The following is a 16,342-nucleotide window of genomic DNA, read 5'->3' as shown; positions in this document are numbered from 1 at the left end:
TGGGTAAGTGTATAGAAGAACTTTTCGGTTTTTCAACCGAAAGCTTCACTCCTCAAACCCTGCGGCCCGCCGTCTATAAATTGATTGCAGCTTTATAACGGATTTTAGACAGCTCGTATGACATTTTTTTGAAGCAGTCCGTCACATTTAACTCATGTACATCCCGCCGTTTACCGGGATTGTAGCCCCGGTCACGTATGCCGCACCATCCGACGCAAGAAAAGCGACCACGGACGCGATTTCTTGAGCTTGCCCCAGACGACCCAGCGGAATCTGCGTCAACAAGGCTTCACGCTGTGCTTCTGGCAGTTCACGGGTCATGTCGGTGTCGATGAAACCCGGTGCAACCGAGTTTACCGTAATCGAGCGCGAACCCACTTCACGCGCCAGCGCACGACTGAAACCTTCCAGACCGGCCTTCGCCGCAGCATAGTTTACTTGGCCTGCGTTGCCCATGGCACCCACAACCGAACCGATACTGATAATTCGACCCCAGCGAGCCTTGGTCATGCCACGCAAAACGCCCTTGGACAGCCGGTACAGACTGTTCAGGTTGGTGTCGATCACGTCGAACCATTCGTCATCTTTCATGCGCATCATCAGGTTATCGCGGGTGATACCGGCATTATTGACCAGGATCGCCGGCGCACCGAACTGTTCCTGAATGTTTGCCAGTACCGCCGCAACGGATTCGTCGCTGGTGACATTCAGCTCAAGGCCGGTGCCTTGGATGCCGTTTTCCTTCAGGGTCGCAGCGATACGCTCGGCGCCCGAAGCGGAAGTCGCGGTGCCGATAACGATGGCGCCTTGACGACCCAGTTCCAGGGCGATGGCCTGGCCGATGCCACGGCTTGCACCGGTCACCAGTGCAACTTTACCTTGCAGACTCATGCAAGCTTCTCCTGTTCAGGCCTGCGCTGCACGGGCGGCAGCGAAGGCGTCTGGGGTGTTGAGGTTGGAAGTCGACACGCCTTCGGCGCAGCGTTTGTTCAGGCCTGCCAGCACTTTGCCAGGGCCGCATTCGACCAGCTCGGTCGCGCCCTTGGCCGCCAGGGTCTGCACCGATTCGACCCAGCGAACCGGCTTGTAGAGTTGCTCCAGCAGATCACGCTTGAGGGTCTCGAGGTCCGGCGCCACGTTGGCGCTGACGTTCTGCACCACGGGAATCTGCGGGACCTGCCAGTCGATGGCAGCGATGGACTCGGCAAAGCGCTCGGCAGCTGGACGCATCAGTTCGCAGTGCGACGGCACGCTGACCGGCAACGGCATGGCGCGCTTGGCGCCACGGGCCTTGCAACCCTCGATGGCGCGCTCGACAGCGGCCTTGGCACCGGCGATGACCACTTGGCCCGGGGAGTTGAAGTTCACCGCACTGACCACGTCGCCTTGCGCCGCCTCGGCACAGGCGGCCAGCACATCGGCATCTTCCAGGCCGAGGATCGCGGCCATGCCGCCCTGCCCGGCCGGAACCGCTTCCTGCATCAACTGGCCACGACGCTCCACCAGCTTTACCGCGTCGCCCAGGCTCAGGCTGCCAGCGGCTACGAGGGCGCTGTATTCGCCCAGGCTATGACCGGCGACGAATGCCGGACGCGCGCCGCCTTCAGCCAGCCACAGACGCCACAATGCGATCGAGGCAGTCAGGATCGCTGGCTGGGTTTTATCGGTTTGATTAAGGCGCTCTTCCGGCCCTTGCTGGGTCAGCGCCCAGAGGTCATAGCCGAGCGCATCGGAAGCTTCTTTGAATGTTTCGAGGATCAGCGGGTATTGCGCGCCCAGCTCGGCCAGCATGCCGAGGGACTGCGAGCCCTGTCCTGGAAAGACGAATGCGAGGGAAGCAGACATGAAAACAAAGCCCCTAATGATCTTGTCGTCAAAAATTGACGCCCCTGGGGGCGCTAGGAAACTGAGAATTGGATGGCGGGTTGAACCGACCGGTCACATTTAAGCATTCTCGGACGAAAACACCTAAGTTAACAAATCCTCGAGGCGACCGTGCAGGCGCTCCGGCAGGTTTTCCTGGATCTCGATCACTGCCCGGTTGATCGCGCTCTGGAAACCCTGCACGCCCGCCGAACCATGGCTCTTGATCACAATCCCCTGCAATCCGAGGAAACTCGCACCGTTGTGCCGCGCCGGCGCCAGATCGGCCTGCAACCGACGCATCAAAGGCAGCGCCAAGGCGCCGACTACCCGCGAGGCGAAGCTCTGCTTGAACAAGGTCTCGATACGCTGGCCGATCATGGTCGCCAGGCCTTCGCTAGACTTGAGCAGGATATTGCCAACAAAACCATCGCACACCACCACATCAGCCTCGCCACGGTACAAGCCATCGCCTTCAACGAAACCGATGTAGTTAATGCCCCGCGCGCCCTGCAGCAACGCAGCCGCCAGTTTGACCTGCTGGTTGCCCTTGATGTCTTCGGTGCCGATATTTAGCAACGCCACACGAGGGCGCGCGATGCCCAGGGTTTGCGCCGCGACCGAGCCCATCACCGCAAACTGCAGCAAATGTTCGGCACTGCAATCGACGTTGGCCCCCAGGTCGAGCAGCTGACAAAACCCACGCTGAGTCGGAATCGCCGCCACCATCGCTGGCCGATCGATACCCGGCAAGGTCTTGAGCATGTAGCGCGACAGCGCCATCAACGCACCGGTGTTGCCAGCACTGACGCATGCCTGGACCTTACCATCGCGCAACAGCTCAAGGGCTACCCGCATCGAGGCGTCAGGCTTGCCGCGCAGGGCCTGGGCAGGCTTATCGTCCATGGTGATGATTTCGGACGCCGGAGCAATGGTCAGGCGCGCACGATCCACAGCCGATTGGCCGCTGAGCATTTCTTCTAGGAGGGAGGGTTGACCGACGAGGGTCAGGTGCAGCGAGGGCGTAGCATTCAGACAAGCAAGGCTGGCCTGAACAATGCTGCGGGGACCGAAGTCCCCGCCCATTGCGTCAATCGCGATGACTTGAGCGGACAAGTGATTACTCGTCGGCGCCCTTGTCGATCACTTTACGGCCACGGTATACGCCTTCTGGCGATACGTGGTGACGCAGGTGAACTTCACCAGTGGTTTTTTCTACAGACAGGGTGCTAGCCTCGAGAGCGTCGTGCGAACGGCGCATGTCACGGGCAGAGCGGGATTTTTTGTTCTGCTGAACAGCCATAATTGATTAACTCCTAAACGTTTGGGTCACGCTTTAACTGCGCCAATACACTGAACGGGTTGGACCGCGTTACCTCGTCCTCGCTCGGTTCGGGCTCATCTGCTCCCGCCGGCTGCTGGCATTCTTCCGGATGATGAGCAGGCACAATGGGCAAGGCGAGCAGAAGCTCCTCCTCGATCAGTGACTGCAGATCCAATGGATCTTCGCCCAGTTCCAGCACGTCATAACCTTTCGGCAACGACTGGGTATTCGCACCCTCCTTCACCACGGCGTAACTGCATTCGCTGTGGATCGGCAGGGTGACCAGCTCAAGACAACGCTGGCAAACCATTTTGACTTCAGTGTCGATAAAGCTGTGGATAACCACAGATTTACGTTCATCTCGTTCAAAAACGAATTTGGCCTGGACCGTACCGACATCGTCGGAAAGCGGGTCGCAGAGTCTCTTCAAATCGGCCAGCAGCAGTTCACCTTGAAGGGTGGTGCCACGGTCAGCCAATTTGCGCGGGTCAACGTGAGGTGGAATCGGGTCATTCAACATAGGCGCAGCATTATAGGGATGCCCCCAGCCATGTCAAAGGAAATTCAGCCCTGTCCGTCACTTGCGCGCCTCGCTAGAATTCACCCCTACCTCTTGGAGCCGCCCATGCTGCCTTTATTACTTGCCTCAAGCTCGGTCTATCGCCGGGAATTGCTTGCCCGCCTGGGGCTGCCGTTCGCCTGCAGCTCACCCGACATCGACGAAAGCCATCGCCCCGGCGAGCCCGCCCACGAACTGGTCAAGCGCCTGGCCCGAGAAAAAGCCCTGGCACTGGCCGACAACTACCCGGCGCACCTGATCATCGGTTCAGACCAGGTCGCCGTGCTCGGCGAACGCATCCTGGGCAAGCCTCACACCCTCGAGAACGCGCGCAAACAACTGCTGGCTGCCAGCGGCACCAAGGTCACGTTCCTGACCGGCCTGGCACTGCTCAACAGCAAGACTGGCGACTACCAGGTCGACTGCATTCCATTTACCGTCACGATGCGCATCCTGACCTCAGAGCGCATCGAGCGCTACTTGCGCGCCGAGCAACCCTACGACTGCGCCGGCAGCTTCAAGGCCGAGGGGCTAGGCGTAAGCCTGTTCCAGAGCACCGAAGGGCCAGACGCCACCAGCCTGATCGGCCTGCCACTGATTCGCCTTGTGGATATGTTGCTGGACGAGGGCGTGCAGATACCCTAACTCTCGCCACAGAGAGCAGTGCCGGCCCTCCTACACGGAAGGCCTCAAGACAATCAGCGCAACGTCGGCCCCTGGAACCCCATCCACATCGCCAGATGCTTGGCGATGCTGGCGCCCAGTTTTTTCGAGAAACGATCGATCGGCGACTCTTCAATGGTGAAGTCCACCAACTCCTTCTCGCCAATCACGTCCCGAGCCACCGAACTGGCGCTACCCAGGCCATCGATCAAGCCCAGTGGCAACGCCTGCTCGCCCGACCAGACCAACCCGGAGAACAGCTCCGGATGCTCCTTGTCTTTCAGCCGCTCGCCCCGCCCTTTCTTGACGCTGGCGATGAACTGCTTATGGGTAGTGTCGAGCACGCCCTGCCAGAACACCGTCTCCTCGGGCTTTTGCGGCTGGAACGGATCAAGGAAGGATTTGTGCTCACCCGCGGTATAGACCCGCCGCTCCACCCCAAGCTTGCCCAACGTCTCAACGAAGCCATAACCGGCCGCCGTCACGCCAATGGACCCCACCAGGCTGGCCTTGTCGGCGTAGATCTGGTCCGCCGCACTGGCAATGTAATAGGCACCGGAGGCGCCGAGATCGGAAATCACCGCATAGACCTTGATATCCGGATGCGCCGCACGCAAGCGGACGATTTCGTCATAGACATAGCCGGCCTGCACCGGGCTGCCACCCGGACTGTTGATGCGCAGCACCACGCCCTTGACCTTCGAATCTTCGAATGCGGCCCGCAGACTGCCGATGATGTTGTCGGCGCTGGCCGCTTCCTTGTCGGCAATCATGCCCTCGACGTCGATAACCGCCGTATAAGCCTCACCACCTCCTGGCCCCTTCTTACCATCAAGCGCCTGGAAGATCATCGCCAAGCCGAAAAACAGATAGATAAAGACCAGGCACTTGAAGAAGATCCCCCAGCGGCGCGCACGACGCTGCTCCTCTACCCCGGCCAGCAGGGTCTTTTCCAGCAGTTTCCAGCTTTTATCGTCACCGCTGTCAGCGCTCGCTTTGGCCGGTGCCTTCCATTCATCGGTCATACATGCATCCTCAACAGACTTTAATCGGCGCGCTGGCTCAGCCAGGCGTGCAATTCAGGAAAATGATCAATCGCCAGTCGCGGCTCGAACGCCTTGAGCGCCTCGATAGACTGCGCACCATAGCTCACAGCCACCGACCCCATGCCGGCATTGCGCGCCATCTGCAAATCGAACGAGGAATCCCCCACCATCAATGCCTGCGCAGGCCGCATCTCACAATGAGCCAGTATCTGCTCAAGCATCAGCGGATGCGGCTTGCTGGCCGTCTCATCGGCGGCGCAGGTAATGTCGAAGTAATCGTCCCAACCATGGGCCCTCAATACCCGATCCAACCCGCGGCGAGCCTTGCCGGTCGCGACCGCCAAGCGATAACCCTCGCCCTTCAAGGTTTCAAGGGTATGAACCACGCCCTCGAACAACGGAGAAGGTTCGGCCTCTAGCGCAATGTAGTGATCAGCATAATGCTGGCGAAAACTCACCAACTCATCATCGTCAATCTCCGGGTACAAACTGCGAATCGCTTCCGGTAACCCCAGGCCGATAATGCCCTTCACCGCAAAATCATCGCACCGGGCAAAACCCGAGCGATCCGACGCGACATGCATCGACTCCACGATCCGACCAATGGAATTGGCAAGAGTGCCGTCCCAATCGAAGATCAGCAGCTTGTAATCAGGATGCACTCAACCGCTCCACGGTCTTGGCCCACATGTCATCCACTGGGGCTTGCAATTTCAGCTCACCACCATCGGGCAGCGGCACAGTCAGCATGTAAGCATGGAGAAACAGACGTTTGCCGCCCAGGTCGCGGATTTCCTTGGTGAAATCATCATCGCCGTATTTGCTGTCACCGGCAATGCAATGCCCGGCATGCAAGGTGTGGACACGGATCTGGTGAGTACGCCCGGTCACCGGCTTGGCCTCGACCAGCGTTGCAAAATCATCGAAACGACGCAGCACCTTGAATACCGTCAGCGCCTCCTTGCCCTCTTCGTTGACTTCGACCATGCGCTCGCCGGAACGCAGGTTGCTCTTGAGCAACGGCGCACGGACTTGCTTGATGGAGGTTTCCCAGCGGCCACGCACCAACGCCATGTAGCGTTTGTCAACGCCGTCGCCGCGCAACTGCTCATGCAGGTGACGCAACATACTGCGTTTCTTGGCGATCATCAGCAGGCCGGAGGTGTCACGATCGAGGCGATGGACCAGTTCCAGCTCCTTGGCGTCCGGACGCAATTGACGAAAGGCTTCGATCACACCGAAATTCAGGCCGCTGCCACCGTGAACTGCAATGCCCGCGGGCTTGTTGATCACGATCAAGGCCTTGTCTTCATAGACAATTGACGCTTCAAGGCGCTGCAGCAGCCCCTGGGCCAGAGGCACCGGCTCATCGCGCTCGGGCACGCGAACCGGTGGCACGCGCACGACATCACCGGCCTGCAGCTTGTACTCGGGCTTGATCCGACCTTTGTTCACCCGCACTTCGCCTTTGCGCACAATGCGGTAGATCAAGGTCTTGGGCACGCCTTTGAGCCGGGCCAGCAGGAAATTATCGATTCGTTGGCCGGCATATTCCGGCGAGACCTCGAGCAGTTGAACGCCAGGGGTCGAAGGGGCAGTAGTTGTCATGGCGGCGATCATAACAATTTTTTATGGAATTGAAGCACTTAATCATTGCTGCTATAGTCGCGAACGCCGCCAAAAGTGGCTGGACAGTGGACTAACGGTCAAAAACCGGCCCTGACCAACGCAATTCACGAGGACGAGAGGCCGTCCTACGGGGCTTTCGCTACGAACGGTAGAGTTTTCAGGTGTAACGAGCGCAGGTGACATGAGGCCTGAAATACGCCGCAAAGCAGAGTTTTGACTCGCCTTGCGCGCCACATTCACGGCCAGTTCACAAAGTGCAGTCAGCTGCGGACGACCCCGAGCGAATACTTCGGAAACAACGCCTAAATTAGCCATGATGCGTGACCTCCCCTTCCGGAGCTCACGGTAAATGCCAACCCGCTGCGGATTCTGCGCGCGGCAGCACCCGAATTATCAGGGATACGTGTAGGGTGGAGATGTACAACCGTCGGACTGTGTAGCACTAGGCTTATATATAGACGCTTCATCTCGTCCACAGGCGCCGGTTGATTCCTCCTCCTGACTGAGTGCTTGAGTACCAGCAAGCAGGACGCGTCCGTCGCGACTTCGCCATCATTGGGTCGAACTCGCTGGACACTGGAGTGGCCTTGCCATCTCCAGGACGCACCTGACACCGACCGTGAGAAGTCGTGTGTGCCGAACGCCGTTTCCGGCAGCCCGGAAACCGACGGTACTACATGAAAAGAATGCTGATTAACGCAACTCAACCCGAAGAGTTGCGTGTTGCACTGGTAGACGGCCAGCGCCTCTACGACCTGGATATCGAATCCGGTGCACGCGAGCAGAAGAAGGCCAACATCTATAAAGGCCGGATTACTCGCATCGAACCAAGCCTTGAGGCTGCCTTTGTCGATTTCGGCTCCGAGCGCCACGGCTTCCTGCCCCTCAAAGAAATCTCCCGCGAATACTTCAAGAAGGCCCCTGAAGGCCGCGTCAACATCAAGGACGTCCTGAGCGAAGGCCAGGAAGTCATCGTTCAGGTCGAAAAAGAAGAACGTGGCAACAAGGGCGCCGCCCTGACCACCTTCATCAGCCTGGCCGGCCGTTACCTGGTCCTGATGCCGAACAATCCGCGCGCCGGTGGCATTTCCCGCCGCATCGAAGGCGAAGAGCGCAACGAACTGCGTGAAGCCCTGAACGGCCTGGTTGCCCCGGCTGACATGGGCCTGATCGTGCGCACTGCCGGCCTGGGCCGCAGCAGCGAAGAAATGCAGTGGGACCTCGACTACCTGCTGCAACTGTGGACCGCCATCAAAGAAGCCTCGCTGGATCGCTCCGCGCCGTTCCTGATCTACCAGGAAAGCAACGTGATCATCCGCGCCATCCGCGATTACCTGCGCCAGGACATCGGCGAAGTGCTGATCGACAGCGTCGAAGCCCAGGACGAAGCCCTGACCTTCATTCGCCAGGTGATGCCGCAGTACGCCAGCAAGATCAAACTCTACGAAGACAGCGTTCCGCTGTTCAACCGTTTCCAGATCGAAAGCCAGATCGAGACCGCCTTCCAGCGCGTCGTCGAACTGCCGTCCGGCGGCTCCATCGTCATCGACCCGACCGAAGCCCTGGTGTCCATCGACATCAACTCGGCCCGCGCCACCAAAGGCAGCGACATCGAAGAAACCGCCTTGCAGACCAACCTGGAAGCGGCCGAGGAAATTGCCCGTCAGTTGCGCCTGCGCGACATTGGCGGCCTGATCGTCATCGACTTCATCGACATGACGCCGGCCAAGAACCAGCGCGCCGTGGAAGAAAAGGTCCGTGAATGCCTGGAAGCCGACCGCGCCCGCGTACAGGTCGGTCGCATCTCGCGCTTCGGCCTGCTGGAAATGTCCCGTCAGCGCCTGCGTCCGTCCCTGGGCGAAAGCAGCGGCATCGTTTGCCCGCGTTGCAACGGCACTGGCATCATCCGTGACGTCGAGTCGCTGTCCCTGGCGATCCTGCGCCTGATCGAAGAAGAAGCCCTGAAAGACCGCACCGCCGAAGTTCGCGCCCAGGTGCCGATCCCGGTGGCCGCATTCCTGCTCAACGAAAAACGCAACTCGATCACCAAGATCGAACTGCGCACCCGCGCCCGTATCGTCATCCTGCCGAACGATCACCTCGAGACACCGCACTTCGAAGTGCAGCGCCTGCGCGATGACAGCCCGGAAGCCCACACCAACCAGTCCAGCTACGAAATCGCTGCTGCCGCTGCCGAAGTGGAAGAAGTCCAGCCCGCCGCCGCCACTCGCACCCTGGTTCGCCAGGAAGCAGCGGTCAAGACCGCTCCGGCCCGCGCCAATGCTCCGGTTCCGACCGAAGTGGCCGCTCCGGTTGCCGCCCCGGCCGCTGCACCAGAACCAAGCCTGTTCAAAGGTCTGGTGAAGTCGCTGGTCAGCCTGTTCGCCACCAAGGAAGAACCCGAGGCCCCAGCCGCCGTCGCCAAGCCTGCCGCAACCGAGCGTCCGGCCCGCAACGAAGAACGCCGTAACGGTCGCCAGCAGACCCGCAACCGCAACGGTCGTCGCGACGAAGAACGCAAACCTCGCGAAGAACGTGCACCGCGTGAAGAGCGTGCGCCACGTGAGCCACGTGAAGAACGCCAGCCACGCGAAGCCCGTGAGGAAGCGCCAGCCGTAGCCCGCGAAGAACGCGCACCGCGTCCGCCGCGTGAAGAACGCCAGCCGCGCGCACCGCGTGAAGACCGCAAGCCACGTGGCGAGCGTGAAGAACGTGTTCGCGAACTGCGCGAGCCACTGGATGCCGCCCCGGCCGCTGCTGCCGCCACCGCTGAAGAGCGTCCGGCCCGCCCGCCTCGTGAAGAACGCGCACCACGTCCGCCACGTGAAGAGCGCCAGCCACGCGCCGAGCAGGCAGCCGCCGCTGCCAGCGAAGAAGAAGTGCTGAACGCCGAAGAGCAGTTGCAGGAAGACGGCCAGGACACCGCCGAAGGCGATCGTCCACGCCGCCGCTCCCGTGGCCAGCGTCGTCGCAGCAACCGTCGTGAGCGTCAGCGCGACGCCAACGGCAACGTGATCGAAGGTTCGGAAGAATCCGAGTCCACCGAGAACGCCGAAGCGCCAAGCGCTGCCGACCTCGCCGCCGGCCTGGCCGTGACTGCGGCCGTTGCCAGCAGCTCAATCAGCGCCCCGGCCGAAGCCCAGGCTCACGAACAGGCCGAACGCGCTACCTCTACGGTGGAAAGCGCGCCGGTTGCCGAAGCTCCGGTGGTCGAAGCCACTACCCCGGTAGAAGCCACTGCTTCGCCAGAAGTGGAAGTCGCCCCGACCCATGAAGCCCAGGCAGCTGAAACTGAAGTCGTCGCCGAGCCTGCACCGACCGTCGAGCAGCCAGTGGTAGCCGCTGAGCCGGCCTTCGAAGCATCGACCGAGGAAAAGGCAGCTGAGCCTGCTCGCGAGGAGCAGACTGCATTCAACTGGACCGCCGAGCCAGCCGCGCCAGCACCTGTTGTCGAGCCTGAGCCGACACCAGAGCCAGTGGCAACGGTCGAGCCAGAAGTGGTCGAGCCTGCTCCAGTGGTCGAAGTACCCGTGGTTGTCGAAGCACCTGCTTCGGTTGAAGCGCCTGCACCTGCCAGCGCCCTGACCGCGAACGGCCGCGCGCCGAACGATCCGCGTGAAGTGCGTCGTCGCAAGCGCGAAACCGAGCGTCTGCAGAAGGAAGCCGAACAAGCTGCCGCTCAAGCGCCTGCTGCCGAGCCCGCTCCCGTCGTGGAAGAAGTCGTCGAGGCAGCCCCTGCCCCGGTCGCTGAGACCCCGGCTGAATCGGCTCCGGCATTCGACGAACCTCAGCACACCGCTGAAGAAGTCGCGCCGCGTCACACTGAAGCCCTGGAAAAAGAGCACGAGCCTAAACCTCACGCCTGATTCCACCGCCCAGTAAAAAGCCCCGCCTGGTCATGCCAGGCGGGGCTTTTTTATGCCTTCATACTCATCCACAGCGGGTCTGGAATCGGGCACCAGACTTATATGTCGGGCTTGCTCGCGAAGGCGTCGGGCCAGCTTGCATCAGTGTTGAATGCCAGCTCCCACAAAGTTCTGCGCCACCTTCTATTTGAAGACCAGTGCCTCTGGCACATCGACATCCCACGTCACGCCTGGGTCATCCACCGACACTTCGACCACGTGCGCTCCGACAAACAATGCCTTGCCTCCCCGATCCCCGGTCAATGCCATCAGTTTCGGCCCAAACCCACGACCGAACCCCACCGGATGCCCGTACTCTCCTGCAAGCACCGGCACGCTGATGCCGTTCGCGCGGATCCCCGCCACCACCTGCTCGATGCTCGACGGCAGGATGAAGGGCATGTCGCCCAGCACTATCAACCAGCCATCAAGATCCGGGCAGGCCTCGACGCCAGCGGCGATGCTGTCGCCCAAACCGGGCGAGTCCAGTTCCACGAAATCGCAGCCGTAGGCCTGGGCCATGCGAACGGCTTGCGGCCGGTCCTTGCTCGTCACCAGCACACGCTTTTCCAGGGCGGTTGGCAGATTCACCAGCACCTGTTCGATCACCGACCGCACAGCACCGTCACGCCCGGTGCAATCAGCCAGCAGTTTATCCTTGTCCGGCCCTGCAATACGGCGGAAACGGCTGCCCGATCCGGCCGCCAGAATGATCACGCCAATCGACTCGCTCATACACCCTCCTTGCCCACGCCTTACAGCGGCTTTTTCTACCGCAGTTCAACGCCATTCTTGATGGCCACGATTTCGGCCAGCAGCGACAAGGCGATTTCCGCCGGGGTGTGGCTGCCGATGTGCAAGCCGATCGGTCCATGCAAGCGTTCAATAGCCTCTGCTGACAAGCCTAGCTGAACCAGGTTGTCCCGGCGCTTCTGGCTGTTGACCCGCGACCCCAGGGCACCGACATAAAAAGCCTTGGAGTCCAGGGCCGTAAGCAGCGCCATGTCATCCAGACGTGGGTCATGGGTCAAGGCCACAATCGCGGTGCGCTCATCGGTCTGGATGCTCAACACCGCTTCGTCGGGCATCCCCGAGACGAAGCGGCCATGCAGCTCTTCCCAACCATAGACAAACTCCTTGCGCGGATCGCAAATCAGCACTTCGAAGTCCAGCAACCGGGCCATTTGCGCCACGTAGCGCGACAGTTGCCCGGCGCCGATCAGCAGCAGCCGCCAACGCGGACCGTATATGGCCCGCAGGACCTGCCCATCGAACACCAGGGCGTCGGTCTTGCTGGCCGGGGTCAGGACCACGTTGCCGCTGGCGACTGTCAGCTCACGAGCAACAATCTCATGGGCCTCGCAGCGTTCCAGCAATTGCGCGACCCAGTGTGGGTCGCCCACCCGCTCTTCGGTCAGACGCAGGGTGCCGCCGCACGGCAGGCCGAAGCGCGCCGCCTCTTCGCGGGTGACGCCATAGGTGATCAGTTGCACCGACGGACCGTCCGCCGGAATGCGACCGTCGTGCAGCCGAGCGATCAGGTCATCCTCGACACAACCTCCCGACACCGAACCAATCACCACGCCATCTTCGCGCAGGGCCAGCATCGCCCCCGGCGGCCTTGGCGCGGTGCCCCAGGTCTGGACCACAGTGAACAGCACCACCCGCTGCCCGGCGCGGCGCCACTCAAGCACGCTGCGCAGGACGTTCAGATCAACGCTGTCCATCAGGCCTTCGCCTGCTGCCAGCCCTGCAGCTGATAGCGCACGGGCAGGCTACGAATACGCTTACCGGTGGCGGCGAAAATCGCGTTGCACAGCGCCGGCGCAATCGGCGGCACACCCGGCTCGCCAACACCGCCCAACGGCACCTCGCCTGGCGGCGTGACCAGATGCACCGCCACTTCCTTGGGCGCCAGGGACATGCGCGCCACTTCGTACATATGGAAATTGTCCTGCTGCACCTTGCCGTCCTTGAAGCTGATTTCACCGACCATGGCATTGCCCAGGCCCATGACACAGGCGCCCTCGAACTGGGAACGGATGCGTTCGGGATTGATCTGCGGACCGCAATCCACGGCGATGTCCGCCTTGTGCACGATCACCGTGCCGTCGTCCTTGACCTCCACCTCGATCACCGCCGCCACGTAAGTGACGAAGCTGTAGTGCACCGCCAACCCCAGGCCACGGCCCTTGGGCAGCTCCCGCCCCCAACCGGCGGCCTTCGCAGCGGTTTCCAGCACGGTGCGGATCCGTGCCGTATCAATCGGATAACGCTCGGGGGATTCGCCATAGTTCCACTCTTCGCTCAAGGTACGCGGATCGATCTTACGGTCCGGCCCGAGCAATTTGACTTGGTACTTCAGCGGATCCTGGCCGGCCTTGTGGGCCAGTTCATCGATGAAACTCTGGATCGCGAAACCATGGGGGATGTTCGACACCGAGCGATACCACCCCACCCGGGCATGGGCCACCGCTTCGGGATTCTCCAGGCGCAGATTGGGGATGGCGTAGGCCATGTTGGTCACGCCCATGCCTATTTCGAACGGCGCCTCATGGGTCATGCCCGGCGCAAACAGTGCGGTGATGCTCGGCGCTACGGTGCGGTGCAACCAGCCGGACGGCATACCGTCCTGGTTCAGGCCGGCCTTGAGGTATTCGGCCGACACGGTGTGGAAATACGAATGATGGATGTCGTCTTCACGGGTCCATTGCACCCGTATCGGCTGGCCTGGAAACTCCTTGGCGAGCACGGCCGCTTCGACGACAAAGTCGGGTTTGGACTTGCGTCCGAAACCGCCGCCCAGCAACGTGATGTTCACCGTGACCTTCTCGAAAGGAATGCCCAGGCGTTCAGCGACACGTTCACGGGTCACCTGCGGGGCCTGGCTCGGTGCCCAGGCCTCGCATTGGCCGTCCTTGAACCGGGCGACGGCAACCATCGGTTCCATCGGTGATTGGGACAGGTGCGGCAAGTAATACGCCGCTTCCAGGGTCGAGTCGGCCTTGGCCAGCGCATCGTCGAGGTCGCCGCTGCTGCGCACGACTTTTCCGGGCTTGAGGGCCGCCGCTTCCAGCTCCTTGCGATAGGCAATGGAGTCATAACCGGCATTCGGGCCATCGTCCCATTGGATTTTCAACGCTTCGCGGCCCTTGATCGCCGCCCAGGTGTTCTTCGCCACCACCGCCACGCCGCCCAACGGCTGGAATTCCGAGGGCAGCGGGCGCCCTTCGATCTGCACCACCTTGACCACGCCCGGTACTTTCAGCGCCGCGCTGCTGTCCACGCTCTTGACCTTGCCACCATAGACCGGGGGACGCGCGATGACCGCATAGAGCATGCCGTCGAAATGCACATCTGCACCAAACACGGCACGACCGTTGACGATGTCTGCGCCATCGATGGCCCGGCTCGCCTCCTTGCCGATGTAGCGGAACTCCGAAGGCGACTTGAGGCGCAAGCTGTCACGCCCCGGCACCGGCAAGGTACTGGCAGCAGCGGCCAACTCGCCATAGCCCAGTTCACGCCCCGAAGGCTGGTGCAGCACTTTGTGCAGTTGCGCACGGCATTCACTCACCGGCACCTTCCACTGCGCAGCGGCGGCCAGTTCCAGCAGGGTCCGCGCAGCGGCACCGCATCGGCGCATCGGCTCGTACCAATGACGCATGCTGCGCGAGCCGTCGGTGTCCTGGTTGCCGAAGCGCGCCTCATCGGCCGGCGCCTGTTGCACCTTCACACGCGCCCAGTCGGCCTCCAGCTCATCGGCCACGACCATGCTCAGGCTGGTGCGCACACCCTGGCCCATTTCCGAACGGTTGCAGATCACGGTCACGCTGCCATCGGCGGCAATGCTGACGTACACCTTCGGGTCGTCGACCGCGCCATGGGGCATGCCCTCGGCGCCGAATTTCTTTTCCTCGGCAAAGGCATCGGGCAGGCCCCACGTGGCCGCCAGCACCAGCACACCGGTGGCGCTCGCGCCCCTGAGGAAACCACGGCGGCTGAGGTTGCTCAGCACGAAATCATCGGGCAAGCGACTCATGCCTTGACCTCCGTCAGGTGAGTGGAGGCTTGGCGGATCGCGGTCTTGATCCGGTTGTACGTACCGCAGCGGCAGATGTTGCCGACCATGGCTTCTTCGATCTGCTCATCGCTCGGGTTGGGGTTGGTCTTGAGCAAAGCGGTGGCGGACATGATCTGCCCGCCCTGGCAGTAACCGCACTGGGCCACGGCGGTCTCGAGCCAGGCCTGCTGGACGATCTGCCCGACCGGGTCAGTGTGCAGCGCATCGATGGTGCTGATGTCCTGCCCTTTCACCGAGCCGATGGGCGTGATGCAACTGCGCGCCGGGGCGCCGTCGATGTGGATGGTGCAGGCGCCGCACAGGCCCATGCCGCAGCCGAATTTGGTGCCGTTGTAACCGGCCACATCCCGGATAGCCCACAGCAGCGGCATGTCCTCTGTCACATCCAGTTGATGGTCTTTTCCATTGAGTTTCAGGGTAATCATGGGCACGCCCGCATAGTGATCGAGTTATGGGGTCGAGCAATCTGCCGCCGGGTTGACGGTTCGGTTGTCGCAGACTGACTCAGGCTGATCGGACTCTCTTATGCCGGCGCACGCAGGCGTCTGCATCGGGCCTTTAGGAAGCGATGGTCGCATCGTTAGGAGGCTAAATTAACCCAGGATCACGCAAAACGCCCTGCACAATCCTGCACAAATGCTTGTGTGCAGAGTGTGCAGGGCGTTTTGATGCCGAGTTCTACCCCAAGCAAAATACCCTCACGACCCAATACCCCGTTCCCTCCCCCGCTTATTTCTGTAGGCAAATTAACTCCATGTGGGTCGTTTCCTAAGAAATTGCGCCCTTCCCCTATAGGAAGCGTCCCAAACGTCGCCGAACCCGATGCGAAAAGATGGAACCATCCTTTGAGCTGATTCACGCTGACCACCCTTGAAAAACCAATCCCTGCGCAAAGACGCAGGCAGCAAGGGAAGTCATGCCTGCCAACCGTTCTGAAAAACGCAAAGTCGATTTCAATCAAAACAACGCTGACAAGGTTTTGTCCCCCTCGCTGAAACAAGCGATGGGACACCGTTGGAGTGATCAGCATGCCTGACCAGCGCCCAACCTTCTTCGACCACAGCCGCCACACCCTCAGCGTCTACAACCTCAAGGCCCGTCTCGACGTCCTGGCCTTCGCCGGCGAAGAACACCTGAGCCGGCCCTACCATTACCGCATCGAATTCACCTGCACCGAGCGCGACCTGGCGGCCACCGACCTGCTCAACCAGGGCGCGCATTTCAGCCTGTACCCGCTGCCGCCACCGCCGACACCGAAGGGCTTCAAAC

General features: G+C 61.3%; 16 protein-coding genes. 3 read left to right on the top strand and 13 right to left on the bottom strand.

Annotation, left to right across the window (positions count from 1 at the left end; all coding sequences use genetic code 11):
- Positions 1-147: 147 nt before the first annotated feature.
- The 5 genes from fabG to AACY42_RS21650 form a co-directional block, all read right to left on the bottom strand.
- Positions 148-891: a 3-oxoacyl-ACP reductase FabG gene (gene fabG / locus AACY42_RS21670; protein ID WP_339482193.1), complete on the bottom strand. Its 744-nt coding sequence runs from the start codon at positions 889-891 to the stop codon at positions 148-150.
- A gap of 15 nt (positions 892-906) precedes the next feature.
- Positions 907-1,845 carry an ACP S-malonyltransferase gene (gene fabD, locus AACY42_RS21665; RefSeq protein WP_339482191.1) on the bottom strand — a complete coding sequence of 313 codons (939 nt, stop codon included), beginning with the start codon at positions 1,843-1,845 and terminating at the stop codon, positions 907-909.
- Positions 1,846-1,968: 123 nt separating this feature from the next.
- A complete protein-coding gene (gene plsX / locus AACY42_RS21660) occupies positions 1,969-2,979 on the bottom strand; it encodes a phosphate acyltransferase PlsX (RefSeq protein WP_339482189.1) in 1,011 nt (336 codons plus the stop codon).
- A 4-nt stretch (positions 2,980-2,983) separates the two neighbouring features.
- Positions 2,984-3,166 (bottom strand): 50S ribosomal protein L32, encoded by a 183-nt coding sequence (gene rpmF, locus AACY42_RS21655; RefSeq protein ID WP_003179396.1) that lies wholly within the window; start codon positions 3,164-3,166, stop codon positions 2,984-2,986.
- Positions 3,167-3,179: 13 nt separating this feature from the next.
- Positions 3,180-3,707 (bottom strand): YceD family protein, encoded by a 528-nt coding sequence (locus AACY42_RS21650; RefSeq protein WP_003204262.1) that lies wholly within the window; start codon positions 3,705-3,707, stop codon positions 3,180-3,182.
- Between the two features lie 105 nt (positions 3,708-3,812).
- Here AACY42_RS21650 and AACY42_RS21645 point away from each other — a divergent pair, with 105 nt between their 5' ends.
- Positions 3,813-4,391 (top strand): Maf family protein, encoded by a 579-nt coding sequence (locus AACY42_RS21645; protein ID WP_339482188.1) that lies wholly within the window; start codon positions 3,813-3,815, stop codon positions 4,389-4,391.
- Positions 4,392-4,444: 53 nt separating this feature from the next.
- On the opposite strand, the gene AACY42_RS21640 is transcribed toward AACY42_RS21645, so the two are convergent.
- From AACY42_RS21640 to rluC, 3 genes are read right to left on the bottom strand one after another with little or no spacing between them, the layout of a single operon-like run.
- Positions 4,445-5,434, bottom strand: coding sequence for a S49 family peptidase (locus AACY42_RS21640; protein ID WP_339482187.1), 990 nt, complete (start codon positions 5,432-5,434; stop codon positions 4,445-4,447).
- A 20-nt stretch (positions 5,435-5,454) separates the two neighbouring features.
- Positions 5,455-6,117 carry an HAD-IIIA family hydrolase gene (locus AACY42_RS21635; RefSeq protein ID WP_339482185.1) on the bottom strand — a complete coding sequence of 221 codons (663 nt, stop codon included), beginning with the start codon at positions 6,115-6,117 and terminating at the stop codon, positions 5,455-5,457.
- Positions 6,107-7,063, bottom strand: a complete 957-nt coding sequence (gene rluC, locus AACY42_RS21630; RefSeq protein WP_339482184.1) for a 23S rRNA pseudouridine(955/2504/2580) synthase RluC — start codon at positions 7,061-7,063, stop codon at positions 6,107-6,109. The genes AACY42_RS21635 and rluC overlap by 11 nt, the downstream gene beginning before the upstream one ends.
- Positions 7,064-7,761: 698 nt before the next feature.
- Between rluC and rne the strand changes: the two genes are divergently transcribed.
- A complete protein-coding gene (rne, locus tag AACY42_RS21625; RefSeq protein WP_339482183.1) occupies positions 7,762-10,950 on the top strand; it encodes a ribonuclease E in 3,189 nt (1,062 codons plus the stop codon).
- A gap of 183 nt (positions 10,951-11,133) precedes the next feature.
- Here rne and AACY42_RS21620 read toward each other — a convergent pair whose 3' ends face one another.
- From AACY42_RS21620 to AACY42_RS21600, 5 genes are all read right to left on the bottom strand, one after another.
- Positions 11,134-11,724: a nucleotidyltransferase family protein gene (locus AACY42_RS21620; RefSeq protein ID WP_339482181.1), complete on the bottom strand. Its 591-nt coding sequence runs from the start codon at positions 11,722-11,724 to the stop codon at positions 11,134-11,136.
- A 35-nt stretch (positions 11,725-11,759) separates the two neighbouring features.
- Complete coding sequence (locus AACY42_RS21615; protein ID WP_339482179.1) at positions 11,760-12,716, bottom strand: XdhC family protein; 957 nt, start codon at positions 12,714-12,716, stop codon at positions 11,760-11,762.
- Positions 12,716-15,031: a xanthine dehydrogenase family protein molybdopterin-binding subunit gene (locus AACY42_RS21610; RefSeq protein ID WP_339482177.1), complete on the bottom strand. Its 2,316-nt coding sequence runs from the start codon at positions 15,029-15,031 to the stop codon at positions 12,716-12,718. The genes AACY42_RS21615 and AACY42_RS21610 overlap by 1 nt, the downstream gene beginning before the upstream one ends.
- A complete protein-coding gene (locus AACY42_RS21605) occupies positions 15,028-15,498 on the bottom strand; it encodes a (2Fe-2S)-binding protein (protein ID WP_339482175.1) in 471 nt (156 codons plus the stop codon). Before AACY42_RS21605 ends, AACY42_RS21610 begins: the two co-directional genes overlap by 4 nt.
- 179 nt (positions 15,499-15,677) lie before the next feature.
- On the bottom strand, positions 15,678-16,103 hold the full coding sequence (locus AACY42_RS21600) for a hypothetical protein (RefSeq protein ID WP_339482174.1): 426 nt from the start codon (positions 16,101-16,103) through the stop codon (positions 15,678-15,680).
- On the opposite strand from AACY42_RS21600, the gene AACY42_RS21595 reads away from it, so the two are divergent.
- Positions 16,102-16,342, top strand: a 241-nt coding sequence (locus AACY42_RS21595) for a hypothetical protein (protein ID WP_339482172.1), incomplete at its 3' end; no start/stop codon positions are given. The two genes, AACY42_RS21600 and AACY42_RS21595, sit on opposite strands and share 2 nt — an antisense overlap.

It is taken from the genome of Pseudomonas sp. RL_5y_Pfl2_73, assembly GCF_963970515.1.
In the GTDB taxonomy this organism is placed as follows: Bacteria; Pseudomonadota; Gammaproteobacteria; order Pseudomonadales; family Pseudomonadaceae; genus Aquipseudomonas.
Note: the sequence above shows the minus strand (reverse complement) of the source record. Positions and strands in the feature narration are given on the sequence as shown.